Source organism: Nonomuraea glycinis, assembly GCF_014646515.1.
Taxonomy (GTDB): Bacteria; Actinomycetota; Actinomycetes; order Streptosporangiales; family Streptosporangiaceae; genus Nonomuraea; species Nonomuraea glycinis.
This window is the reverse complement of sequence record NZ_BMNK01000009.1, coordinates 117,947-141,487: the sequence shown is the minus strand read 5'-3', so window position 1 is coordinate 141,487 and position 23,541 is coordinate 117,947. Positions and strand designations below refer to the sequence as shown.

The 23,541-nt window shown below is 68.5% G+C and carries 27 protein-coding genes; 19 read left to right on the top strand and 8 right to left on the bottom strand.

Features of this window, described 5'->3' with window-relative positions; translation table 11 throughout:
• From rpmD to truA, 15 genes are all read left to right on the top strand, one after another.
• Entirely contained in the window at positions 1-183 is a 183-nt protein-coding gene (gene rpmD / locus IEY87_RS25125) for a 50S ribosomal protein L30 (RefSeq protein WP_189141227.1), read from the top strand.
• A 2-nt stretch (positions 184-185) separates the two neighbouring features.
• Positions 186-641 carry a 50S ribosomal protein L15 gene (gene rplO / locus IEY87_RS25120; protein ID WP_189141226.1) on the top strand — a complete coding sequence of 152 codons (456 nt, stop codon included), beginning with the start codon at positions 186-188 and terminating at the stop codon, positions 639-641.
• A 168-nt stretch (positions 642-809) separates the two neighbouring features.
• Positions 810-2,120 carry a preprotein translocase subunit SecY gene (gene secY / locus IEY87_RS25115; RefSeq protein ID WP_189141225.1) on the top strand — a complete coding sequence of 437 codons (1,311 nt, stop codon included), beginning with the start codon at positions 810-812 and terminating at the stop codon, positions 2,118-2,120.
• On the top strand, positions 2,120-2,770 hold the full coding sequence (locus IEY87_RS25110) for an adenylate kinase (protein ID WP_189141224.1): 651 nt from the start codon (positions 2,120-2,122) through the stop codon (positions 2,768-2,770). The genes secY and IEY87_RS25110 overlap by 1 nt, the downstream gene beginning before the upstream one ends.
• 110 nt (positions 2,771-2,880) lie before the next feature.
• Positions 2,881-3,684 carry a type I methionyl aminopeptidase gene (gene map, locus IEY87_RS25105; protein ID WP_189141223.1) on the top strand — a complete coding sequence of 268 codons (804 nt, stop codon included), beginning with the start codon at positions 2,881-2,883 and terminating at the stop codon, positions 3,682-3,684.
• A 23-nt stretch (positions 3,685-3,707) separates the two neighbouring features.
• A complete protein-coding gene (locus tag IEY87_RS25100) occupies positions 3,708-4,139 on the top strand; it encodes a DUF1707 SHOCT-like domain-containing protein (protein ID WP_189141222.1) in 432 nt (143 codons plus the stop codon).
• A 107-nt stretch (positions 4,140-4,246) separates the two neighbouring features.
• Positions 4,247-4,663 (top strand): hypothetical protein, encoded by a 417-nt coding sequence (locus tag IEY87_RS25095; RefSeq protein ID WP_189141221.1) that lies wholly within the window; start codon positions 4,247-4,249, stop codon positions 4,661-4,663.
• Between the two features lie 352 nt (positions 4,664-5,015).
• Positions 5,016-5,237, top strand: a complete 222-nt coding sequence (gene infA / locus IEY87_RS25090) for a translation initiation factor IF-1 (protein WP_012887858.1) — start codon at positions 5,016-5,018, stop codon at positions 5,235-5,237.
• A gap of 21 nt (positions 5,238-5,258) precedes the next feature.
• The gene (gene rpmJ / locus IEY87_RS25085; RefSeq protein WP_003956441.1) at positions 5,259-5,372 is read left to right on the top strand and encodes a 50S ribosomal protein L36; all 114 of its coding nucleotides are present in this window, start codon (positions 5,259-5,261) and stop codon (positions 5,370-5,372) included.
• A 216-nt stretch (positions 5,373-5,588) separates the two neighbouring features.
• Complete coding sequence (rpsM, locus tag IEY87_RS25080; RefSeq protein WP_189141220.1) at positions 5,589-5,969, top strand: 30S ribosomal protein S13; 381 nt, start codon at positions 5,589-5,591, stop codon at positions 5,967-5,969.
• A 42-nt stretch (positions 5,970-6,011) separates the two neighbouring features.
• On the top strand, positions 6,012-6,416 hold the full coding sequence (rpsK, locus tag IEY87_RS25075; protein ID WP_020542285.1) for a 30S ribosomal protein S11: 405 nt from the start codon (positions 6,012-6,014) through the stop codon (positions 6,414-6,416).
• Positions 6,417-6,436: 20 nt separating this feature from the next.
• Entirely contained in the window at positions 6,437-7,063 is a 627-nt protein-coding gene (gene rpsD / locus IEY87_RS25070; RefSeq protein ID WP_189141219.1) for a 30S ribosomal protein S4, read from the top strand.
• Positions 7,064-7,168: 105 nt separating this feature from the next.
• A complete protein-coding gene (locus tag IEY87_RS25065) occupies positions 7,169-8,185 on the top strand; it encodes a DNA-directed RNA polymerase subunit alpha (protein WP_189141218.1) in 1,017 nt (338 codons plus the stop codon).
• Between the two features lie 148 nt (positions 8,186-8,333).
• Positions 8,334-8,876: a 50S ribosomal protein L17 gene (gene rplQ / locus IEY87_RS25060; protein ID WP_189141217.1), complete on the top strand. Its 543-nt coding sequence runs from the start codon at positions 8,334-8,336 to the stop codon at positions 8,874-8,876.
• A 118-nt stretch (positions 8,877-8,994) separates the two neighbouring features.
• On the top strand, positions 8,995-9,882 hold the full coding sequence (truA, locus tag IEY87_RS25055; protein ID WP_189141216.1) for a tRNA pseudouridine(38-40) synthase TruA: 888 nt from the start codon (positions 8,995-8,997) through the stop codon (positions 9,880-9,882).
• Here truA and IEY87_RS25050 read toward each other — a convergent pair.
• From IEY87_RS25050 to IEY87_RS25040, 3 genes are all read right to left on the bottom strand, one after another.
• Positions 9,847-12,552: a hypothetical protein gene (locus IEY87_RS25050; protein ID WP_189141215.1), complete on the bottom strand. Its 2,706-nt coding sequence runs from the start codon at positions 12,550-12,552 to the stop codon at positions 9,847-9,849. The genes truA and IEY87_RS25050 overlap by 36 nt on opposite strands.
• A gap of 102 nt (positions 12,553-12,654) precedes the next feature.
• On the bottom strand, positions 12,655-13,866 hold the full coding sequence (locus IEY87_RS25045; protein ID WP_189141214.1) for a hypothetical protein: 1,212 nt from the start codon (positions 13,864-13,866) through the stop codon (positions 12,655-12,657).
• Between the two features lie 23 nt (positions 13,867-13,889).
• Positions 13,890-14,633 carry a CAP domain-containing protein gene (locus IEY87_RS25040; RefSeq protein WP_189141213.1) on the bottom strand — a complete coding sequence of 248 codons (744 nt, stop codon included), beginning with the start codon at positions 14,631-14,633 and terminating at the stop codon, positions 13,890-13,892.
• A 309-nt stretch (positions 14,634-14,942) separates the two neighbouring features.
• Here IEY87_RS25040 and rplM point away from each other — a divergent pair, with 309 nt between their 5' ends.
• The 3 genes from rplM to glmM are packed head-to-tail and all read left to right on the top strand — an operon-like array spanning position 14,943 to position 17,296.
• A complete protein-coding gene (gene rplM / locus IEY87_RS25035) occupies positions 14,943-15,386 on the top strand; it encodes a 50S ribosomal protein L13 (protein ID WP_189141212.1) in 444 nt (147 codons plus the stop codon).
• A 28-nt stretch (positions 15,387-15,414) separates the two neighbouring features.
• Positions 15,415-15,936, top strand: coding sequence for a 30S ribosomal protein S9 (gene rpsI, locus IEY87_RS25030; protein WP_189141211.1), 522 nt, complete (start codon positions 15,415-15,417; stop codon positions 15,934-15,936).
• A 1-nt stretch (position 15,937) separates the two neighbouring features.
• Positions 15,938-17,296, top strand: a complete 1,359-nt coding sequence (gene glmM, locus IEY87_RS25025; protein ID WP_189141210.1) for a phosphoglucosamine mutase — start codon at positions 15,938-15,940, stop codon at positions 17,294-17,296.
• Positions 17,297-17,353: 57 nt separating this feature from the next.
• On the opposite strand, the gene IEY87_RS25020 is transcribed toward glmM, so the two are convergent.
• From IEY87_RS25020 to coaA, 5 genes are all read right to left on the bottom strand, one after another.
• Positions 17,354-18,070, bottom strand: coding sequence for an ABC transporter permease subunit (locus tag IEY87_RS25020; protein ID WP_225277653.1), 717 nt, complete (start codon positions 18,068-18,070; stop codon positions 17,354-17,356).
• Positions 18,070-18,984: an ABC transporter ATP-binding protein gene (locus IEY87_RS25015; protein WP_189141209.1), complete on the bottom strand. Its 915-nt coding sequence runs from the start codon at positions 18,982-18,984 to the stop codon at positions 18,070-18,072. The genes IEY87_RS25020 and IEY87_RS25015 overlap by 1 nt, the downstream gene beginning before the upstream one ends.
• Positions 18,981-19,838, bottom strand: coding sequence for an ABC transporter permease (locus IEY87_RS25010; protein WP_189141208.1), 858 nt, complete (start codon positions 19,836-19,838; stop codon positions 18,981-18,983). The genes IEY87_RS25015 and IEY87_RS25010 overlap by 4 nt, the downstream gene beginning before the upstream one ends.
• Positions 19,831-20,739: an ABC transporter ATP-binding protein gene (locus tag IEY87_RS25005; RefSeq protein WP_189141207.1), complete on the bottom strand. Its 909-nt coding sequence runs from the start codon at positions 20,737-20,739 to the stop codon at positions 19,831-19,833. The genes IEY87_RS25010 and IEY87_RS25005 overlap by 8 nt, the downstream gene beginning before the upstream one ends.
• 267 nt (positions 20,740-21,006) lie before the next feature.
• Entirely contained in the window at positions 21,007-21,924 is a 918-nt protein-coding gene (gene coaA, locus IEY87_RS25000) for a type I pantothenate kinase (RefSeq protein ID WP_189141206.1), read from the bottom strand.
• Positions 21,925-22,111: 187 nt separating this feature from the next.
• On the opposite strand from coaA, the gene IEY87_RS24995 reads away from it, so the two are divergent.
• Positions 22,112-23,533 (top strand): PhoX family protein, encoded by a 1,422-nt coding sequence (locus tag IEY87_RS24995; protein ID WP_189141205.1) that lies wholly within the window; start codon positions 22,112-22,114, stop codon positions 23,531-23,533.
• Positions 23,534-23,541: the final 8 nt, after the last annotated feature.

The window sequence follows — 23,541 nt, the reverse complement described above, 5'->3', positions numbered from 1 at the left end:
ATGGCACGCCTGAAGATCACTCAGGTTCGCTCGAAGATCGGTGGCAAGCAGAACCAGCGTGACTCGCTGCGTTCTCTTGGCCTGAAGCGAATCGGCGACGTCGTCGTCAAGGAGGACCGGCCCGAGATTCGTGGCATGGTCTCCGTGGTGACGCACCTCGTCGCCGTGGAAGAGGTCGACTAGTCATGACTGACAACGCTCCGCTGAAGATTCACGACCTGCGTCCTGCTCCTGGCTCCAACAAGTCCAAGGTCCGCAAGGGCCGGGGCGAGGCGTCCAAGGGCAAGACCGCTGGTCGCGGCACCAAGGGCAGTCGTGCCCGTACGACGGTCCCCCTCGGTTTCGAGGGTGGCCAGGTGCCGCTGCAGAGGCGTCTGCCGAAGCTCAAGGGCTTCTCCAACGCCATGTTCAAGACGACCTACCAGGTCGTCAACCTGGACAAGCTCGGCGAGCTGTTCCCCGACGGTGGCGAGGTCACCGTCGAGACGCTGGTCGCCAAGGGCGCTGTCCGCAAGAACCAGCCGGTCAAGGTGCTCGGCACCGGTGACATCTCGGTCTCGGTGAACGTGACGGCGCATGCCTTCTCGTCCGCCGCGAAGGAGAAGATCGCCGCTGCTGGGGGTTCCGTTACCGAGCTGTAAGAGCCATTACGAGGCGTGGGGGTTCTGACAATGGGCCCCCACGCCCGTAGTGCGTTAGAGTTCGCGAGACAGCAGGATCCTGTCCTGCTCGACTGACCTGAGACTTCAGATGGCAGATCCCCGCACCATCGCATACTCACACCGCCTTATGGGCGCGCAGGAGGGACCGTGCTGACCGCGTTTACCCGGGCGTTCCGGACACCGGACCTGCGCAAGAAGTTGCTCTTCACTCTGGGCATCATCGCGCTGTTCCGTCTCGGCTCGGTTCTTCCGACTCCGGGCGTTCACGTCCAGAACCTCGCGGCCTGTTTCGATCAGGCCCGTACCGGCGACACCGGCAACATCTACGGAATGGTGCAGCTGTTCAGCGGCGGCGCGCTTCTGAAGCTGTCGGTTTTCGCGCTGGGCATCATGCCCTACATCACCGCGAGCATCATTCTTCAGCTGCTCGTCGTCGTGATTCCACGCCTGGAAGCCCTCAAGAAAGAGGGCCAGTCCGGGCAAGCCAAGATCACACAGTACACCCGTTATCTGACGATCGCTCTCGGTGTCCTGCAGTCCACGGCGTTCATCGCGCTGGCGCGCTCGGGGCAGCTGTTCCCCAACTGCCAGCAGGACGTGCTGCTCGACCCGGACAACGTGTTCCAGATCGTCACCATGGTCCTCATCATGACCGCGGGCACGTCCGTGATCATGTGGCTGGGTGAGCTGATCACCGACCGGGGTGTCGGCAACGGCATGTCGATCCTGATCTTCACCTCTGTGGTCTCCATCTTCCCCTCCGAGCTCGCCAACATCTTCCAGGCGAACAAGTTCACCTTCGCGGTGGTCCTGGTGGTCGGCATCTTCATGGTCGCCGCGGTCGTCTTCGTCGAGCAGGCGCAGCGCCGCATCCCGGTCCAGTACGCCAAGCGCATGGTCGGCCGCCGGATGTACGGCGGGACCTCGACCTACATCCCGCTGAAGGTCAACCAGGCCGGCATCATCCCGGTCATCTTCGCCTCGTCGCTGCTCTACCTTCCGCAGCTCGTGACCTCGCTGTTCGCCAACGCCGAGAACCCGAACGCGGTCGTCCAGTGGATCTCCCAGAACCTGGCCACCGGTGACACGCCGATCTACATGGCCACCTTCTTCCTGCTGATCGTGTTCTTCACGTACTTCTACGTGTCCATCACTTTCAACCCCGCTGAAGTAGCGGACAACATGAAGAAGTACGGTGGGTTCATTCCGGGCATCCGCCCGGGCCGGCCGACGGCTGAATACCTCAGTTTCGTACTCAGCCGTCTGACCGCGCCTGGCTCGCTCTATCTGGGTCTGATCTCCATGGTCCCGATCGTCGCGCTGGCGGTGGCCGGTGCGAGCCAGAACTTCCCGTTCGGAGGGACGAGCATTCTGATCATGGTTGGTGTCGGCCTGGACACGGTAAAGCAGATCGAGGCTCAGCTGCAGCAGCGTAATTACGAAGGTTTCCTCCGGTAGTGCGTCTCGTTCTGGTCGGGCCCCCTGGAGCGGGTAAAGGGACTCAGGCCCAGTACATCGCATCGAACCTGTCGATCCCGAAGATTTCGACAGGTGACATCTTCCGTGCCAACGTTTCCGGCGGCACGGAGCTCGGCAAGCTGGCCAAGACATACATGGATCGTGGCGATCTGGTGCCCGACGAGGTCACCATCGCCATGGTCCGTGATCGCCTCTCCGAGGACGACGCGCAGGACGGCTTCCTGCTCGACGGCTTCCCGCGCAACGAGCCGCAGGCGGAGATTCTCAAGAAGATGCTGGCCGACTGGGGACAGGCGCTCGACCTGGTCCTGGAGTTGGTGGTCGACGACGACGAGGTCGTCAGACGACTGGCGGGCCGGCGTACCTGCAGCCAGTGCGGCCGCATCTGGCATGTGGAGTTCGACGACAAGCAGGATGACAAGTGCGACGCCTGTGGCGGCGCGTTGTTCCAGCGTGACGATGACAAAGAAGACACCGTCAGGCACCGCCTTGAGGTCTATCAGGAGCAGACGTCGCCGCTGATCGCCTACTACGCGGACGAGGGCATCCTCGTCGGGGTCGATGCGACTGGCCCGGTCGAAGAGGTAACCCAACGGGCCATGGATGCCATTCGGCCCTTCATAGGTTAGATGTGACGACCGACTGCGGAGGTGGCACGGATTTCCGTGCCACCTCGCGGCTATTGTGGGGGGAATTGGGCTCCCGCCTCTGCCCGTTGAAGCACCTGGGGGTGCCGTAAGTGTTCAAGAAGAACCGGCATGGAATTCAGATCAAGACGCCTGAGCAGCTCGAGAAGATGCGCGGGGCAGGACTGGTGGTCGGGCGCACGCTCGACCTGCTGAAGCGCTCGGTCGAGCCCGGCATGACGCCGCTCGATCTCGACGTCATCGCCGAGAAGGCGATCAGGGGCGAGGGCGCCATCCCGTCGTTCAAGGGCTATCAGGGCTTTCCCGCCACCATCTGCGCCTCGGTGAACAACGAGGTCGTGCACGGCATCCCGACGAACGCCCGCAAGCTTCGCGAGGGCGATGTCATCTCGATCGACTGCGGCGCCATCCTCGACGGCTGGCACGGCGACTCCGCGGTCACCGTCCCGGTGGGCGAGGTGGACCCGAAGCTGACCGAGCTGATGCGGATCACCGAAGAGGCGATGTGGAGCGGCATCAGGGCGCTCACCGTCGGCCGGCACCTGTCGGACATCGGCTACGAGATCGAGCGTTATGTGAGATCTCAGGGCCGCTACGGCATCCCTCAGGAGTACGGCGGCCACGGCATCGGCACCGAGATGCACATGGACCCGTGGATCGCCAACCATGGCAAGCCCGGCAGAGGTCCCGTGCTGGAGCCCGGCATGTGCCTGGCCATCGAGCCCATGGTCAACCTCGGCTCGGACCGCACCCGGGTGCTGGCCGACGACTGGACCGTCGTGACGGTCGACGGTAAGGCGTCCGCACACTTCGAGCACAGCGTCGCGGTGACACATAATGGTCCTTGGGTGCTTACCGCCCTGGATGGGGGCAAAGAGCGCCTGGCACAGCCGTAAACGAGCCAGGAGTGGTGGGTGGTATGGCGCAGAGCCCCGAGATGCGTGCCTCCGACGTCGACAGGGACAAGGTGGCGGCGGTGCTGCGTGAACACACCGCAGAGGGCCGCATCACCATGGACGAGTTCAACGAGCGGCTCGAACAGCTCTACAAGAGCAGGACCTATGGTGAGCTAGCCCGGTTAACGGCCGATCTCCCGGATGTGGACCTGCGCAACCGCCCGGCGAAGATCACACCGCAGCCGGTGGCCAAGTCGACGGGGATGCACCCCGGGATGAAGGCGGCCTGGAGCGCGTGGGCGGGGGCCAGCGCCATCAACTGGGTGATCTGGTTGATCGTCAGCTTCACGGCCGAACACTTCATCTATCCGTGGCCGCTGTGGGTGATGGGCCCGTGGGGGGCGATCCTGCTGGTCAGCACCATTTTCGGCAGTGGGCCGCAGGAGAAGAAGTAGCGGTCGTCTGTGCACTAGTGCGCAGTGCGTATTCCTACACTGTGTGAAATCGCGCGCGTTCCTAACGTAAGCGGTGTTCAGCGAGACACCACTCACGGAGGCACACCATGCGCAAGCTCCTCGCGGCTACCGCCCTCGCCGGCTCGATGGCTCTCACCGGTGTGGCCGTCGCCCCCGCAGCCCAGGCGGCCACCTCCGGCGCCACCGAGGTGACCACGTCGACCACGTCGGCCGGCAACTGGGGCAAGTACTACTCCAGCAACAAGAAGGCCTACACCTACGGGAAGACCTGGAAGTCCGGCGGCAAGGTCTACACCCACTGGTACGGCAAGGAGTTCACGTCCAAGCAGGGCTACATCTGGTTCCGGTACGAGTACAACAGCGGCCGGACCGGCAAGCACTTCTACGGCTGGAACGGCTCGCACGACCACACCTGGTCCAAGCGGGACATCAAGAAGGTGTGGACGTACACCTGCTGGGGCGGCAAGTTCTCCTTCTGCGGCTCGGCCCACCGGATCTACTGATCGTGTGACGTGGCGCACCCAATGATCCCCGACATTCCCCGAAGGCCCGCCGGTTCTCCGGCGGGCCTTATGCTGTGTTCGACCCCGGGCCGTGCCATGTAGGAAACGCTCCCCGTACGAGGGAGATGGCGTGAGGTGGGAGATTGGTCGGGTAGACTGGCCTCTGGTTGTGTCAGGACACCTGGCACGCGTTTCGCGTTCTACTCTCAGGTGTCGTACACTCCTTAGTCGGCTCACTATGACTACCACGCGTCGGCGACCCTTGGCGGTCGCCGCTCTCTTCGAAGCGTGAGGTCGCGGCTGCTTAGTGAACCGGAGCCTCAGACGACCGATCAGTGAAACGCGAGGGATTTTGGCCAAGAAAGACGGCGCCATCGAGATCGAGGGCACTGTGGTTGAGTCGCTCCCGAACGCTATGTTCCGGGTGCAGCTCGATAACGGCCATAAGGTCCTGGCCCACATCAGCGGACGGATGCGGATGCACTACATCCGAATCCTTCCTGACGACCGGGTAGTCGTTGAACTGAGCCCCTACGACCTTAGTCGCGGGCGGATCGTCTACCGATACAAGTAAGACGTCTGAGGAACAAGGACAATGAAGGTAAAGCCGAGCGTCAAGAAGATCTGCGACAAGTGCAAGGTGATTCGCCGGCACGGTCGCGTCATGGTGATCTGCGACAACCTGCGCCACAAGCAGCGCCAGGGCTAGTCGCCGCAAGGCTTCTCCGAGTCCGCCCCAGCAGGGAGCGGACTCGACGCATGAGGAGCCTGAGCAAGTAATCGCGTGCTACACCCGAGCAGGCGTGCCCTCACGGGCGCGGACCACTCGGGAGACCCCCGGTCGGAGGCCGGGGCCCTCACCCCGGGCATGGGGAGGGGAAGTGGCGCGCCAGACCTCCGCCACAACGAAGGAGAATGCCCGACCATGGCTCGCCTGGTTGGCGTCGACCTCCCCCGCGACAAGCGGCTGGAGATCGCTCTCACCTACATCTACGGCATCGGCCGCACCCGCGCCCAGGAGATCCTCCAGGCCACCGGGATCAGCGGCGACCTCCGTGTGCACCAGCTCTCCGACACCGAGCTCGTCCCGATGCGTGACTACATCGAGTCGACCTTCAAGATCGAGGGCGACCTGCGCCGCGAGGTTCAGGCCGACATCCGTCGCAAGATCGAGATCGGTTGTTACCAGGGCATCAGGCACCGCAAGGGCCTGCCCGTCCACGGTCAGCGCACCCAGACCAACGCGCGCACCCGTAAGGGCAAGAAGAAGACCGTGGCCGGCAAGAAGAAGCCCGGTAAGAAGTAATCCTCGCAGCCGCGACCGAACCACCTGGAGTGAAGGCAACCAATGCCTCCTAAGAGCCGTCAGGGTGCGCCCAAGAAGGTGCGCCGCAAGGAAAAGAAGAACGTCGCTCACGGGCACGCCCACATCAAGAGCACGTTCAACAACACGATCGTCTCGATCACCGACCCGAACGGGAACGTGATCTCCTGGGCCAGCGCCGGCCACGTGGGTTTCAAGGGCTCCCGTAAGTCCACCCCGTTCGCCGCTCAGATGGCCGCCGAGAACGCCGCCCGCCGCGCCATGGAGCACGGCATGCGCAAGGTCGACGTGTTCGTCAAGGGTCCCGGCTCCGGCCGTGAGACCGCGATCCGCTCCCTCCAGGCCACCGGCCTCGAAGTGGGTTCGATCCAGGACGTCACGCCCGTCCCGCACAACGGCTGCCGTCCGCCGAAGCGCCGCCGCGTCTGATTCCCAGGAGATATTGAGAAATGGCTCGTTACACGGGCGCGGACTGCAAGCTCTGCCGTCGCGAGAAGACCAAGCTCTTCCTCAAGGGCAGCAAGTGCGAATCCGCCAAGTGCCCCATCGAAATCCGTCCTTACCCCCCGGGTGAGCACGGTCGCGGACGTCCCAAGGAGTCCGAGTACCAGCTTCAGCTTCGTGAGAAGCAGAAGACCCGTCGCATTTACGGCGTCCTCGAGAAGCAGTTCCGCAACTACTACGAGGAAGCCGCCGGCAAGGCGGGCAAGTCGGGTGAGGTGCTGCTCCAGATTCTGGAGAGCCGTCTCGACAACGTCGTCTACCGCGCCGGGTTCGCTCAGTCGCGTGACGCCGCCCGCCAGCAGGTCCGCCACGGCCACATCATGGTGAACGGCAAGAAGGTCGACATTCCTTCTTACCGTGTGCGCGAGCACGACATCATCGAGGTCCGTGAGACCAAGCGCAACCTCCTGCCCTACGAGGTGGCTCGCGCCACCGCCGGCGACCGTACGGTCCCGGCCTGGCTGGGCGTCGTGCCGGACAAGCTCCGCGTCCTGATTCACCAGCTGCCGGTTCGCCAGCAGATCGACACCCAGGTGCAGGAGCAGCTGATCGTCGAGTACTACTCCAAGTAGTAGCTCGTCTTCTGGTTCGCGTACGGATTTCCGTACGCGAACTAGGCTGTTTATCGGAGTGGCGTCATATAGCGGGCGCCACACGAAAAAGGGGAGAACCCACTCATGCTGATCGCTCAGCGCCCGACTCTTCTCGAAGAGTCGATCGACGACACGCGCTCCAGGTTCGTCATCGAGCCGCTGGAGCCGGGTTTCGGCTACACCATCGGCAACTCGCTCCGCCGCACGCTGCTGTCGTCCATTCCGGGCGCGGCCGTGACGAGCATCCGGGTCGAGGGTGTGCTGCACGAGTTCTCGACCGTTCCCGGGGTCAAGGAAGACGTCACCGACATCATCCTCAACCTCAAGGAGCTCGTCGTCTCGTCCGAGCACGACGAGCCGGTCGTGATGTACCTGCGCAAGCAGGGCCCGGGTGAGGTCACCGCCGCCGACATCGCGCCGCCGGCCGGTGTCGAGGTGCACAACCCCGAGCTGCGCATCGCCACGCTCAACGGCAAGGCGAAGCTGGAGATGGAGCTGACCGTCGAGCGCGGTCGCGGCTACGTCTCCGCCGCGCAGAACAAGCAGCCGGGCCAGGAGATCGGTCGCATCCCGATCGACTCCATCTACTCCCCGGTGCTCAAGGTCACCTACAAGGTCGAGGCGACCCGAGTCGAGCAGCGTACCGACTTCGACCGTCTGATCCTGGACGTCGAGACGAAGCCGGCCATGAAGCCCCGCGACGCGGTGGCCTCCGCCGGTAAGACCCTCGTCGAGCTCTTCGGCCTGGCCCGTGAGCTCAACGTCGAGGCCGAGGGCATCGACATCGGCCCGTCGCCGACCGACGCCGCCCTGGCCGCCGATCTGGCGCTGCCGATCGAGGAGCTCAACCTCACGGTTCGCTCCTACAACTGCCTCAAGCGCGAGGGCATCCACACCGTGGGTGAGCTCGTCGCCCGCAGTGAGCAGGACCTTCTCGACATAAGGAACTTCGGCGCCAAGTCCATCGAGGAGGTCAAGCAGAAGCTCCACGAGATGACGCTGGCCCTCAAGGACTCCCCGCCCGGGTTCGACCCGAGCGCGGTCGCCGGTGCCGGTTACGACGACGACGACAGCGCGTACGTCGAGACCGAGCAGTACTGACCCTGAGAGGGCTTCGGCCCTCACGACCTCGTGCTGGGCGGCCCGTCCGCCCGGCGCGGGGACACTGACGGACCGCGTCGCCTGACGCGGCCGGCCCGACCCCGGTACCTGGTACGGCCGGGGCGGGTGAACTCACAAGGAGAGAGCAATGCCCAAGCCCACCAAGGGCGCGCGTCTTGGCGGCAGCGCGGCGCACGAGCGGCTGATCCTGGCCAACCTCGCCACGGACCTGTTCCGCCACGGCAAGATCCGCACCACGGTGACGAAGGCCAAGCGCCTGCGGCCGCTGGCGGAGCGCCTGATCACCAAGGCGAAGAAGGGTGACATCCACAACCGTCGCCAGGTGCTGACCGTCGTCAAGGACAAGGGCGTCGTGCACCACCTGTTCACGGAGATCGCGCCGACGTTCGCCGAGCGCCCGGGCGGCTACACCCGGATCACCAAGATCGGTGCGCGTAAGGGCGACAACGCCCCCATGGCGGTCATCGAGCTGGTGGCCGAGCCCCTGAACCCGGTCACCGTCTCGCGCACCACGGAGGCTCCGGCCGCCGCGGAGACCGCTCCGGCCGCCGCCGAGACCGAGGAGACGGCTCCGGCCGCCGAGGCCACGGAGGCTCCCGCCGAGGAGACCGCCGCCGCCGACGCTCCCGCCGCCGAGGCCAAGGACGAGGCGAAGAAGGACGAGGCCTGATCCACTCAGGCCGGCAGAATCGGGCCCGGACCCCTCCGCGGGGGCCGGGCCCTTTTCTCATGTACGCCGGTCAGGGCGCCGGCGGTAGCGTCCGATGGTCCGGCGACTTTCTGGAGGGATGATCGTGGTACGGCTCCGACTCGACCTCGGCTACGACGGGAGCGACTTCTCCGGCTGGGCCAGGCAGCCCGGCCTGCGTACCGTCCAGGGCGAGATCGAGCAGGCGCTCGGCAAGATTCTGCGGCTCGCCGAGGCGCCGATGCTGACGGTCGCCGGGCGTACGGACGCGGGCGTGCACGCACGCGGTCAGGTGGCGCACGTCGATGTGGCCGACGACGCGCTCGCCGAGCTCGACGGCAATCGGGCCGGGACGCTGGGAACGGATGAGCGGCTCTCTGCGCTCGTGCGCCGGCTCGGGGGTGTCCTACCTCCAGATGTACGGGTTTTTCGGGTCACGGTGGCTCCTGAGGGCTTTGACGCCCGATTCTCGGCCATGTCCAGGCGGTACGCCTACCGGGTGAGCGACGCCGTCGGGGGCGTTGACCCGTTGCGGCGGCAGGAGGTCGTCTGGCACAACCGGGCGCTCGATGTGGACGCGCTCAACACGGCCGCCGCCCGGCTGCTGGGTGAGCACGACTTCGCGGCGTTCTGCAAGAAGCGCGAGGGCGCCACCACGATCCGGGAGCTGCAACGGCTCGACTGGGTGCGGGGCGGCGATGGGGTGCTGGTCGCCACCGTCGTGGCCGACGCGTTCTGCCACTCGATGGTGCGGGCCCTGGTCGGCTCCCTGCTCGCCGCGGGTGACGGGCGGCGGCCGGTCGAATGGCCGGGGCAGGTGCTGGCGAAGGCCGTACGCGATTCTGGAGTGCATGTGGCGCCCGCGCACGGCCTGTGCCTGGAAGAGGTGAGCTACCCACCGGAGGCGGAGCTCGCGGCGCGAGCGCGCGCCACCCGGCGGGTCAGAACGCTGTCAGCTGTCGGCGACGCGGCGCTCGAGGACCAGTGACGTCTGGTCGCGGAAGGCGCTGCTGACCTTGACCAGGGTCTTCTCCTTGGCCGTCGGCGTGTGGCCGTCGGCGTGGGTGGCGTAGCTGAAGACGATGTAGCGGCCCCACACCAGCCCGGCCGCGTAGCCGCCCGCGATGTGCACGCGGTCGCCGCCCGAGCCCGCTGAGCCGGGCAGGCCGCGGAACCAGAGGTTGCGGTTGAGGTTCTTGGCCTTGTCGACGCGCAGGGCGGCGTCCTTGCTGGGCAGGACCGCGATGCCGGTCGTCACCGCCCAGCGGCGTTTGGCGTCGACGTAGGTCGCGCGCACGACACGGCTGCACTTCTGCTCGCGCAGCGCCTCGGCGAACGCGCCCGCGGCCGCCTCCTGGCAGCTCGCGGCCACGTCGGACTTGACCCGGGTGAAGGTGGCGCCCGCCGCGCTCACCTTCTTCTTCGGGAACGCCTCCTTCAGCGACAGCTTCTTCGGATCGGTGATCTCGGAGTTGAGTATGGCGGCGCCGGCGGCCTCGGCAGGGGTGGGGACGGCGGGGGCGGCCGTGGGGGTCGCCGACGGCGGGGCGGAGACGGAGGCGGAGGGCGCGGCTTCCGGGGCGGCTTCGGGGGCGGGCGCGCTGACCGAGCGGACGGCGAAGAAACCGCCGGTCGCGACGCCGGCCAGCACCAGCACACCCAGGGTGGCGAACAGCGCCCGCTTGCTCTTGCCCGGCTGCTCGACCACCTGCAGGGGAGTGAACGGCGGCTGCCTGAACGCGGCGCCACCTTGCGGCTGGAGGTCAGGGGGCGCGGCGCCGCCGGGGGGAAGGGCCAGGGCGGGACGCCGGCCCCAGGTCTCCTGGTTGAACGGGAGGTCGGGGAGCTTGTCCTGCTGCTGCTCGCCGTGCGGGGTCGGTGGCCAGACCGGGACGTCGCCCGCGGGTGCGTCCGGCTGTTCCCTGCCCTGGTTGGGGTCGAACAGCGGGGACGGCGGCAGCTTGGGGCCCGGGGTCGGGGTGGCCCTGCCCGGGATGGCCTTCCTGGTGGCGGACGGCGAGGTGGCCTCGTCCGTGTCGGCCGGCACCGGCGCGCTGAACGGCGCGGCGCCGGCCTGCGCGGCGATCGCGCCTGCGCCGAACGGTATGTCGCCCGGCCAGGGGGTGGGCGGCGTGCTCTGGTCGGTGCCGTGCGGTGCGACGGGTGGCGGCGTGGCCTGCCCGGTGCCGTGCAGTGGGGCGGGTGGTGGCGTGGCCTGGCCGGTGCCGTGCGGTGGGGCGGTCGGCGGGGCCGTCTCGCTCGTGCCGGACGCTGCTGCCGGTGGGCGGCCGGTCGTCGGGTGCTGCGCCGTGGCATGCGGGTTGACCTGCGGTGCCGGGGCGGTGGCGTGCGGGTCGACGTGCTGCGCCGGGGCGGTGGCGTGCGGGTCGACGTGCTGCGCCGGGGTCGTGGGAGCGTCGGCATCGGGTCGTGCGGGGCCGCTGCGGGGCGCGTCGTGCGCGCCGTCCCCGGGGTCGAGTTCGCCGGTCGCGGCCGGCCAGGGCGGCATGGCGGGCGTGTCAGTGACGGGTGCGGGCCACACCTGCATGCCCGCCGCCGCGGCGGTGAACGCCGGTGGCGGCTCCCACCGGGGCGCGCCGGGAACCACGGGCTCCTTCGCGGGCTGGGACATTGCGGTCTCGTGGCCCGGGTGCGCGGCTTGGGGCATGGCGGCCTCGTGGCCTGGGTGCGCGGGCGCGCTGACGTCCGCACCTGACGCGGGCGGCACCTCGAAGCCGTCCGGCCCGGCGAACCAGTCGTACGGCGCGGCGTCGCCCTCTCGCACCTCCCACGGCTGCGCACCGGGGAAGTCGGGCAGCGCGGGAAGCCGTTCGCCTTGATCGGCTCGCACCTCCTCCCCTCGCGACGACCGCGCGGCAGCGGCCTGCGCCCCGCTTTCGGCCGGATGCCAGGTGTTGGGGTGGGTGTCGGCCTCGCCGGTGTTTCTCGCGGGCGGCCAGGCTCCGGCGGTATCACCGTCCACGGGCGGCCGGGCTCCGGCGGTGTCACCGTCCACGGGCGGCCAGGCTCCGGCGGTGTCACCGTCCACGGGCGGCCGGGCTCCGGCGGCTTCGCCTTCCGCGGGCGGCCCGGCGGCGGCTTGTGCTCCGCTTTCGTCGAGGTGCCAGGTGGTGGTGGGGTAGGTCTCGCCGGTGTTTCTCGGCGGGGGGAGGGCTGCGGCGGGGCGGGTTTCGGCCTGTGGGTCGGCGGCCGCGTGGGTGCCGCCCTTGGCGGGGAGCCAGGTGGCAGGGCGGTCGCCTGACTGCGGTGGCCAGGCGTCGGCGGGGCGTGTCCGGTCGCCCTTACGGGGCCACGCGGTCGCGGGACGGGTCTCGCCCGGGACGGGGGGCCGGGGGAGGGACGGGCTGGTCTCGCCCTCCGGGGTGGCGGGCTCATCCTGGACGGAGAGCCACGCCTCGGCGGGTGGTCCGCCGTCCTGTGGCTGCCATCCGTCGGCGACGCCCGTCTCGCCCTCTACGGAGAGCCACCCCTCGGCCTCCTCGACGGAGGGCGGCTCGGGGTACGACCGAGGGACGCGCTGCTCGCCGGACGGCCGCCCGCCGAAGCTGGGCGGCGGCGTCGGCGGCGTCGACGGTGTGGCCGAGTCGTCGGATTCGCTGCGACGCTCGTGCTCAGACCCGGGTCCCTGGCCACGCATAAGACGAGCCTAGCGAGAGTAACTAGATCGTTCCGCAGGTATGGACCTTCCCGGTGGATTGATCGTCCTGTTTGTGGTCTTAACTCGTTGAAAGGGCGATTTTCAGGTGGCTCGAGCGCCGGTCAATGTGCGGGCGTCGAGCGCTTTGAAGACCGTCGCCTTGGTGATGTCGTCGGCCGCCTGGAAGAGCGTCTTCGACACCTTCTTGTCGGGCTTGACCCCGTCCTTGGTCTGGAACCAGACCATGACCGCGTAGTGGCCGTGCGTCCACACCTTCGCCCCGCCGCTGCCGGAGCCGAGGAACTTGGTGATCTCGTCCTTGCCCGCGAGGGGCTTGACGTAGTCGGCCGCGCCCGCCGCACGGGCCACCTTGGTGGCGTTCTTGCTCGTGTTGAGGTTCGCGACGCCGACGGTGCCGATCACCTTGCCGGACTTGTCGCGGAAGCTGGCCCGCATCATCTGGGTGCACTTGCCCGTCTTGAGCGCCTTGGCGATCTTCGTGCCGAGGACGCCGTCGCCACACTTCTTGTCCTTGCTGGTGATGGTCTGCTGGTAGGCGCGACCGGCGACGGTGATCTTCTTGGCCTTGAACAGCTCCCGGACCGTGAGCGGGTCGGGGTCCGTACGGCGCGCACCGGCGTAGCCGTACTTGCCGGCAGGCCCCGTCGGGATCGGCGCGGACGTGCGGCGGCTCGCGTCGGTGGCGGCGGCTCCCGGGTCGTCGGCGTTGAACATCAGCGCGAGACCGCCGCCGAGGAGCGCCAGCACGGCCACGCCGCCGAGCACCGCCCAGAGCGGGCCGCGCGAGCGGTTCTCCTCGTCGTAGGGGCTCCATGTCCTGTGGGTCGGCCCGGTCTCGACGCGCTCGTCGGCCTTGGGCTCGGCGCCGCCGGCTGCGGCGGGGCCGGGGCCGGACGCGAAGCCGTAAGGAGGCGCGCCCGACGGGGGCGCGGCTCCGGTGTCGGCGGGGGTGAAGGCACCGGCGAAGGTGCCGCCGTCGGCCTCGGCCGCCTCGGCGGCCTTGCGTTCCTTGCGCGACAGTCGCGGGGCGCTCTCGGTGCTGCCGGCCCGGCGCGAACGGCGCGGCGTGCTCTCCGGCTCGCCTTCGCCGCGCGCCCGGCGCGGGGCGCTGTCCGGGGCGCCCTCAGCGCGCGCCCGGCGTGGGCCGCTCTCCTGGGCGTCTTCCCCCCGAGCCCGGCGCGGGGGGCTCGGCGGGGCGTCTTCGCCACGTGGAGTGCTCTCCGGGCCCTTCGCGCGGCGCGAACGGCGGGGGGTGCTCTCCGTGCCACTTTCACGTTCATTGGGAAAACCCATGCGCAGACATTACCGTGCGTAGGTCACGAGCGTCCGAAGTCTTGGGTCCACCAGGGGCCGTCGGGACCGGACACGACGCCGACGCCGATCGTCCTGAACTGACAATTGAGGATGTTCTTACGGTGATCGGGGCTGTCGAGCCAGCCGCGCACCGCCTCCTCGGCGGAGACGTACCCGCGGCCGATGTTCTCGGCGGCGCCCGCGTAGTAGCCCGCGCGCTCCATCCGGTCCCACGGCGTCGAGCCGTTGGGTGACTCGTGCGTGAACTGGCCGGACCGCGCCATCTCCAGCGAGTGGACGCGGGCGGCCCTGGTCAGCCGGGCGTCAGCCCTGAGCGGGCCGCACCCGTGCTTGGCCCGGATGGCGTTGGTGAGGCGGACGACCTTGGCCGCCGCGCCGGGCATGCTCCTGGGCGCCGGCTCGTCGCCGTGCACGCGGATGGGGTCGTCCGCGGTGTAGCCCGGGATCTGGTCGTCGGCGGTCCTGGTAGGCCGGACGCTGGCCCGGGTGCGCGGGGCGACCGTGGTCGTCTGCCTGGGCATCGCCTCCAGCAGCGGTTGCGGCTTCTTCCGGGCGGGCGCGGAGGCCTTCGCCGTGGGGGAGGGGGTGGCCTCGTTGAGGTAGATGTGGCCGGCCGGCACCGGGTCGGCCATGCGGCCGAGCAGAACGCCGGTGAACAGTGCCGCCAGGAGGCAGGCCAGCGCGCCCAGGTGGTTCCGGCGCCGTGCGCTCCGCTGGGTGTGCCGGGTGTGAAAACTCTGCCACATACCGCCACCAACGATAGGCAAGTCAGGTCGTGGTGAAGAAGGGATCCCAGGGAAACGAAATAGAACTGTTCTGTGGTCGGGTAGACTCAGCAGAGTTACCGGTCTTTTGACCATCGCCCGCCAGGGCGGGTAACCTAATCGTTCGTTGTGTGCATAGGTCCAGCGTGACCGATGCGCGGCGCGTCCGGCGTCATCTCCCATCACTTGAGGAGACGGAAGGTCCGGGCCGTCGTGTGCCCGCACCGACCGACCCCAGCGCTGTCGCATCCGGCAGCGCGCCGAAGACGCGAGCATAAGAAGGCTACGACCGTGCGCACGTACTCACCGAAGCCCGCCGACGTCCAGCGTCAGTGGTACGTCATCGACGCGACCGATGTCGTGCTGGGCCGGCTGGCCAGTCACGTCGCGATCCTGCTCCGAGGCAAGCACAAGCCGATCTTCGCCAACCACGTCGACACCGGTGACTTCGTCATCGTCATCAACGCGGACAAGATCGTGCTTACCGGTAACAAGCTCGAGCAGAAGAAGGCTTACCGCCACTCCGGCTACCCAGGTGGTCTGCGTTCCGTGAGCTACGGCGAGCTCATGGAGAAGCGGCCGGACAAGGCTGTCGAGAAGGCCGTCAAGGGCATGCTGCCCAAGAACTCCCTTGGCCGGAAGATGGCCAAGAAGCTCAAGGTCTACGCGGGTGCCGAGCACCCGCACAAGGCTCAGCAGCCGGTGCCGTTCGAGATCACCCAGATCGCCCAGTAGTAGTCCGAGAAAGAGTTAGAGGAGAACCGTGGCTGAGCCCACCGGTGTCGAGACGGCCGTCGAGCCCCAGGTGGAGGAGTTCCCCACCGAGGAGTTCCCTTCCGAGTACACCACCGAGTCCACCGCAAGTGCTGACGCTCCCGTGCGCAAGCCCATCACCACGGGCAACTCGTACGGCACCGGCCGCCGGAAGGAGGCGATCGCCCGCGTGCGCATCGTCCCCGGCACCGGCAAGTGGACGATCAATGGTCGTTCGCTTGACGTCTACTTCCCCAACAAGGTCCACCAGCAGATCGTCAACGAGCCCTTCGTGGTGCTCGGCGCCGAAGAGGCGTTCGACGTCATCGCGCGCATCGACGGCGGCGGCGTGACCGGCCAGGCCGGCGCGCTGCGCATGGGCCTGTCCCGCGCGCTGACGGCACTGGATGTCGAGACCAACCGTGCGCCGCTCAAGAAGGCCGGCTTCCTGACCCGTGACGCGCGCGCCACGGAGCGGAAGAAGTACGGCCTCAAGAAGGCCCGTAAGGCTCCGCAGTACAGCAAGCGCTAAATTGGCGCGTCTGTTCGGCACCGACGGGGTGCGTGGGGTCGCGGGTCGCGACCTCACGGCCGAGACCGCCATGGCCCTTTCGGTCGCGGCGGCTCACGTCCTCGGCGATGCAGGCGTGTTCACCGCTACTGGCTCAGGCCGTCGGCAGAGGCCAGTAGCGGTCGTAGGCCGGGACCCGCGAGCTTCGGGAGAGTTTCTCGAAGCCGCTGTGGTCGCCGGCCTCGCGTCGTCCGGAGTGGATGTGCTGCGCCTCGGCGTGCTGCCCACTCCCGCCGTCGCCCATCTCACGGCCGCGCTCGGCGCCGATTTCGGCGTCATGCTGTCGGCTTCGCACAATCCGGCGCCCGACAACGGCATCAAGTTCCTCGCCCGGGGTGGCTTCAAGCTGTCCGACGCGGTCGAGGACGAGGTCGAGCGGCGACTCGGCGAGGACTGGGACCGGCCGGTCGGCTCGGCCGTCGGCCGGGTCCGGGACGCCTACGGCGAGGTGGACCGCTACATCTCGCATGTCCTGACGTCGGTCAACGGGCAGCTCGACGGGCTGGACATCGTGGTCGACTGCGCGCACGGCGCCGCTCACATGGTCGCCCCGGAGGCGCTGCTGCGGGCCGGGGCCCGGGTGGAGGCGATCGGGGCCAGGCCCGACGGCCTCAACATCAACGCCGGTCACGGCTCCACCCACCTGGACAAGCTCCAGCAGGTGGTCGTCTCGCGCGGCGCCGATGTGGGCATCGCCTACGACGGTGACGCCGACCGTTGCCTGGCCGTCGACCACACCGGCGCGATCGTCGACGGCGACCAGATCATGGCCGTCCTCGCGGCCGACATGCACGCCAAGGGCACCCTGGCCAAGGACACCGTGGTCGCGACCGTGATGTCCAACCTGGGCTTCAAGCTGGCGATGCGTGATGCGGGCATCAACGTGATCGAGACCGCCGTGGGCGACCGCTACGTGCTCGAGCGGATGAAGTCCGACGGCTTCAACCTGGGCGGCGAGCAGTCGGGGCACGTCATCATGCTCGACCACGCCACCACGGGCGACGGCCTGCTCACCTCGCTCCACCTGCTCTCGGTGATGGCGCGTACGGGCACGTCGCTCCAGGAGCTGGCGTCGATCATGACGCCGCTGCCGCAGATCCTGATCAACGTCAAGGACGTGGACCGGGGCAAGTCAGCCGTGAACGAGCTCACGGACGCGGTCGCGGTGGCCGAGGCGGAGCTCGGCGAGACGGGCCGGGTCCTCATCAGGCCGAGCGGCACCGAGCCGATGATCCGCGTCATGGTGGAGGCCTCCTCGAAGGACCAGGCCACCAAGGTCGCCGAGCGCCTCGCGGACGTCGTCCGCGTCGCCTGCGTCTGACACGACAGCTCCGGGCACGGCTCACGCCGTGCCCGGAGCTGTCGCTTGTGCCGGTGCTTATTCGTCGCCGGTGAGGGAGAACGTGCGCAGGCGCAGGCCCGCCCACAGGACCGCGCCGACCGTGACGATGATCAGTGCTGGTACGGCGAAGCCGAGGGTGACCTTCGCGTCCACGAACGGCGAGTCGGAGAGCTGGGCGGCGATGGCCTGGCCCCACTGCTGGATGGAGAACTTCTGGGCGCCCTGGATCAAGGTGCCGACGAGGGTCTCCCAGACGAGGGCGTAGATGACGCCGATGGCGACGGCATGCCGGGTGATGACGCCGAGCAGCAGGAAGACGGCGGCGTAGGCGATGCCCGCGACCAGCACCCCGATGGCGAAGCCGAAGGCGATGCCGTCCTCGTTGCGGACCAGGAGCCAGGCCGCGATGTAGGTGGGCACGGCGGCGAACAGCCCCAGGACCGAGGCCGCCACCAGGAATTTCGTGCCGGCGATGACCGGGCGGGAGATCGGCTTGGACAGCAGGTGGATGATGGTGCCGTCGTCGATCTCGGGGGCGATGACCCCGGTGCCCGCGATGAGCCCGAGCAGCGGCAGCATGGTGGCGATGGCGAACGTGTCCATCAGCAGCACGGCCGAGCGCTGGTCGGCGCTGCCCACGACGCGCAGCAGGATGGCCAGGCCGATCAGGCCGAGCGGCAGCAGCAGGAGCAGCAGGATCCTGCGCCTGCCCAGCAGCGCCCGGTAGGTGATGCCTGCGACCACGGTGTTCATCAGGTGCTCCTGTTGATCAGGTAGGAGAAGACGCTCTCCAGGTCCTCGTCGGCGGGGGACACCTGGTGCAGTCGTACGCCCTCGGCTCGGGCCACCCGGGGAAGCAGGTGGGCGAAGCGCCGGAACTCGGCGGCCTGGACGTCGAGGCCGTCGGGGCCGAGGGTGACGCCGCCCGCCGAGCTGTCGAGGATGAGGGCGGCGGCCAGCTTGCGGTCGTCGCTGGACCGGATCTTGAACAGGTGCGGCCGGTCCGTCATCAGGCGGCGGATCTCGCGGAAGTTGCCGGTGGCCGCGTGCCTGCCCGCCACCAGGACCTCGATCTGCTGGGCGACCCGCTCGACCTCTTCGAGGATGTGCGAGCTGAACAGGATCGTCTTGCCCGCGGTGCCCATGGACCGGATCAGGTCCATCAGGTGCATGCGCTGGCGGGGGTCCATGCCGTTGAAGGGCTCGTCCAGCAGCAGGACCGGTGGGTCGTGGACGAGCGCGGCGGCGACCTTGACGCGCTGGCGCATGCCCTTGGAGTAGGTCTCGACGCGGCGGTCTTTGGGCTCCTCCATCTCCACCGTGGCCAGCGCCTTGCCGGCGGCCTCGGCCGGGTTGGGCAGGCCGTGCAGCTTGGCCGCCGACAGGACGAACTGCCAGCCGGTCAGGAAGCCGTAGACGCCCTCCCGTTCCGGAACTAAGCCGATATTTCGGTAGATGTGATGGTTTTTCCACACCTGGGTGCCGTCCAGCGTGACGGTGCCGCCGGACGGGGCCAGGAAGCCGGCCATCATGTGCAGGAGCGTCGACTTGCCGGCGCCGTTGGGGCCGAGCAGGCCGGTGACGCCGGGACCGATCGTCATCGTGACGTCGTTGACCGCGACGACGTTGCCGTACCAGCGCGAGACCTGCGCGAGCTCGATCTTCACCGCGAGGCCGCCTTCCGGTAGCGCAGGGCCAGGACCGCCATGGCGGCGGCGATGAGGGCCACGACCAGGACGGCGGGGATGGGGCCCCCGGGATAGGGGCCTTCGGCGTGCGACGGGGTGCCGAACAGCGAGGACTGCACGGCGTCGACGAGCCAGAACGGGTTGGCCAGCCAGGCCCAGCGGGCCTGGGAGTCGTAGCCCGACATCTCCAGCGTGCCGTAGATGACCGGGACCGCCGCCGAGGACAGCAGGTAGGCGGCCATGACGGAGGCGACGCCGAGACCGCGTCTGGGGGTGAGCGAGGAGATCGCCAGGCCGAAGGTAGACAGCAGCAGCGCCAGCACCAGGGCCATGGCCACCGAGCCGAAGAACTCCCCGGTCCCCGGCGGCCCCGGCAGGTCGATCAGCAGCTCGCCCACGTAGATCAGCGTCAGCGGCACCGCGACCAGCAGGAACAGCGCCATGGTCATCGCCGCGACCTTGGCGCCGACGTACTCGCTGATGGTGACGGGCCGGGACAGGTAGAGCGGCAGGACGCGGAAGCGCAGGTCGGGGGCGACGACCGTGGGCGCCTGGGCGGCCAGGAAGATCGCCACGACCGCCTGCATGATGACGGCGAAACCGCTGTAGGGGATCAGGCCGGGCTGCTTGACCAGCGCCATCATCGCGATGGACACGACGGCGGGCAGCAGCATGATGGTGACCAGAGAGAACGGCATGATCTTGCTGCGTGCGGTGCGGCCGAGGCCGAAGATCCCGCGCAGGCTGTGCACGGTCAGCGCCCGCACCGTGTGGCCGCGGCCCAGGCGTGGGCCGTCGTAGTGGCGGTAGCCGATGTCGTAGATCTCAGACATGGGCCGCCTCCTCCCTGAAGACGTCCTCGATGCGGTGCCGGCCCTGCTCCAGGCGGATCAGGCCCAGATCCAGGTCGGCGGCGGCGTCGCGGACGGCGTCGAACGTCTCGGGACCGAGCACCTTGACCACCAGCAGGCGGCCGTGCGGGGTGACGGTCTGGCCGAGCTCGGCCAGGCGCGCCGTGAGCTGCTCGGCGCCGTCCTCGACCTCGACGGTGATGGACTCCGTGGCATGGGTGAACTCGGCGATCGCCGAGGAGCGCAGCAGTCGCCCGGCGTCGATGACGATGACGTGGTCGCAGATGCGCTCCAGCTCGCCGAGCAGGTGGGAGGTGACGAGCACGCTGATGCCGAACTCGGTGCCGATGCGCCGGATGAGCGCCAGCATCTCGTCGCGGCCGCGTGGGTCGAGCCCGTTGGTGGGCTCGTCGAGGAAGATCAGCTTGGGGTCGTGGACCAGTGACTGGGCCAGCTTGACGCGCTGCTTCATGCCGGTGGAGTAGCCGCCGATCGCCCGGTAGCGCTCTTCGGCCAGGCCGACGTGGCGCAGCACGTCGGCGGCGCGCTCGCGGGCCGCCGTGCGCGGCAGCCCGGACATCCGGGCCAGATGGACGACGAACTCGGTGGCGGACACGTCAGGCGGCAGGCAGTCGTGCTCGGGCATGTAACCGACGAACCTGCGGATCTCCGCGCCGCGCGTCGCCACGTCCAGGTCGAGCACCTTGGCGGTGCCCTCGGAGGCAGGCAGCAGGCCGAGCAGGATCTTGATGAGCGTCGACTTGCCCGCGCCGTTCGCCCCGACGAGGCCGGTGACGCCGGATCCGACGGTGACCGACAGTCGGTCGAGCGCCGTGACGGTGGGGAAGCGTTTGGTCAGCCCCTCGGTAGCGAGGATGTGCATGTCCGGGACCCTACCCGCAGCGATATGGCCGCGGCGTCGGTCAAAAGGATGAACGACGTCATCCCTGGGGCTGGAATTCACGCTGCGCCCACGGGTGGAGTCCCGGGCCTGTCGATCGGACGTTGAATCCTCATTGACTCTGATTCGGGAAGCTGCCGGTCATGCAGATCTACAGGTGCCACGATCACGGCGAGGACTGCTGGTTCGCCGACATCGACGATCAGGAGTGCGCGGGCAGGTTCGCGACCTACGTGTTCGAGGACGCGTTCAGGTGCGTCGCAGCCGCACCCGCGTCACGGCGTGTTCGGCGCCCTTGTGCATGACCAGGTCGGCGCGGCCCCGGGTGGGGGCGATGTTCTCGACCAGGTTGCGCTCGTTGATGTCACGCCAGACGTTGACCGCGAAGGCGGTGGCCTCCTCGTAGGACAACTCGGCGATGTGGCGGAAGTAGGACTTGGGGTCCTCGAAGGCGGTGCGGCGGAGCTTGTGGAAGCGGTCGACGTACCAGTTGCGGACGTTCTCCACCTTGGCGTCCACGTAGATGGAGAAGTCGAAGTAGTCGTTGACCGCCAGTGAGGTGGGCGGGGCCGGCTGGAGGACGTTGAGTCCCTCGATAATCAAGATATCGGGACTTTTCACGATCTGCGCGGCGCCGGGGACGATGTCGTACTCAAGGTGGCTGTAGATCGGGGCCCGCACCTCGGGCGCGCCCGCCTTCACCTCGGCGACGAACCGCACCAGCCCTCTGCGGTCATAGCTCTCCGGGAAGCCCTTGCGGTGCATGATGCCCTTGGACTCCAGCACCGCGTTCGGGTAGAGGAAGCTGTCGGTGGTGATCAGCTCCACGTGCGGGTGCTCGGGCCACCTGGCCAGCAGCGTGTGCAACAGTCGCGCCGTGGTCGACTTGCCGACCGCGACACTGCCCGCGATGCCCAGGATGTACGGGACGCGCTGCTCGGCGTGGCCCAGGAACGCGCTCAGGACGCTGCTGCGCTCCTTGGACCCGGTGAAATGCAGGTTCAGCAGCCGCGTCAGCGGCAGGTAGATGTCGGTGACCTCGGTGAGATCGATGGGATCGTCGACGCCTCGAAGCTCTTCGAGCTCCTCCGCCGTGAGAGTCAAGGGCGTGTTCTTGCGGAGTTCGCTCCACTGCTCCCTGCTCAGTTCAACGTAGCCGTTGTTCACCTTGGCAGCGTAGCGACGGGGCCGGAGCCGAGTTCCGGCCGGGGGTGGAGAGAGATATCCACAGGCTGTGGATGAAAACGGGGGATTACCGATAGTCAGTTCGGGGAACGCGGGAGATCCGGCCGAATCGCCGATATGTCGACAAGCCTGCGGTTACTGTTCCCGTAGCAACTCACCTGGAGGCCATGTGGACCGTCGTCGCTTCCTCACCCGCGCGGCCGCGGTCGCCACCGGGATCGCCGGGCCGTTCGCGGGCGTCGCCTGCGCGGGCGCCCAGGGCGGCGCCAAGCCCGCGCCCGCGCTCGGATACGGGCGGTTGCGACCCGTGCGGGACCTGCGTGACGGCGAGGTCCGGCTGCACCTGCCGGACGGCTTCAAGTACCGCTCGTTCAACGCGGCCGGGGAGAAGTTCTCCGACGGCAGCGCCGTGCCGGGGCGGCATGACGGGATGGCCGCGTTCGCCGGCCCGCGCGGCAGCGCGATCCTCGTCCGCAACCACGAGGTCAACGGCCCCGTCGGTGCCTTCGGCGACCGCGCCAAGGCCTACGATCCGATGGCCGGCGGCGGCACCGCCACCCTGCGGGTGAGCCGCTACGGCGAGGTGCTCAAAAGCCTGCCGTCGCTGAACGGGACCATGATGAACTGCTCGGGCGGCCCCATGCCGTGGGGCGCCTGGGTGAGCTGCGAGGAGACGGTCAACGGCCCCGACGTGGGCGACGACCACACCGGCGGCGACAACTCCAAGCTGACCGAGAAGCACGGCTACATCTTCGAGGTGCCGCTCAAGGGCACCTCGAACGCCAGGCCGATCAGGTCCGCCGGCAGGTTCGCGCACGAGTCCGTGGCGTTCGACCCGGCGACCGGCACCCTCTACCTGACCGAGGACAACTTCGGCTTCCCCTCCGGCTTCTACCGTTACGTCCCGCCGAAGCATCCGGCGCAGGCGGGGCGTCTGCTCGACGGAGGCCGGCTCCAGATGCTCGCCGTCAAGGGCCGCAAGCGCGCCGACCTCTCGGTGGGCCACCCGCCGGGCACCGCCTTCGGCACCGAATGGGTGGACATCGACGAGCCCGACCCGTCCTTCACCGGCAAGCCGTCGAACGACGAGGCCGTGCAGGCGGTCGGCACCCAGGGCAGGGTCGCGGGCGGGGCGATCTTCTCCAGGCTCGAAGGCGCCGTCTACCACCAGGGCACCATCTACTTCGTCTCCACCCAGGGCGGGGAGACGGCGTCCGGCGACACCCCGCCGGACGGCTTCGGCAAGGGCCGGGGGCAGGTGTGGGCGTACGAGACGTGGAGCGGCCGGCTGAAGCTCGTCTACCAGTCGCCGCGCGCGGCGACGCTGGACCTGCCGGACAACGTGACCGTCAGCGGTCGCGGGACGCTGGTGCTGTGCGAGGACGGCGAGGGCGACAACTATCTGCGCGGGCTCACCCGCTCGGGCGGCGTCTTCGACTTCTGCCGGCTGGCCCCGGTGGCGGACGACGCGGGCGCGGAGTTCGCGGGCTCCACGTTCGGGCCCGGCGGCCACACCCTGTACGTGAACGTGCAGTCCAGGCAGGGCAGGTCCTTCGCCATCTGGGGGCCATGGCAGCGAGGCGCGTTCTAGCTGGTTAG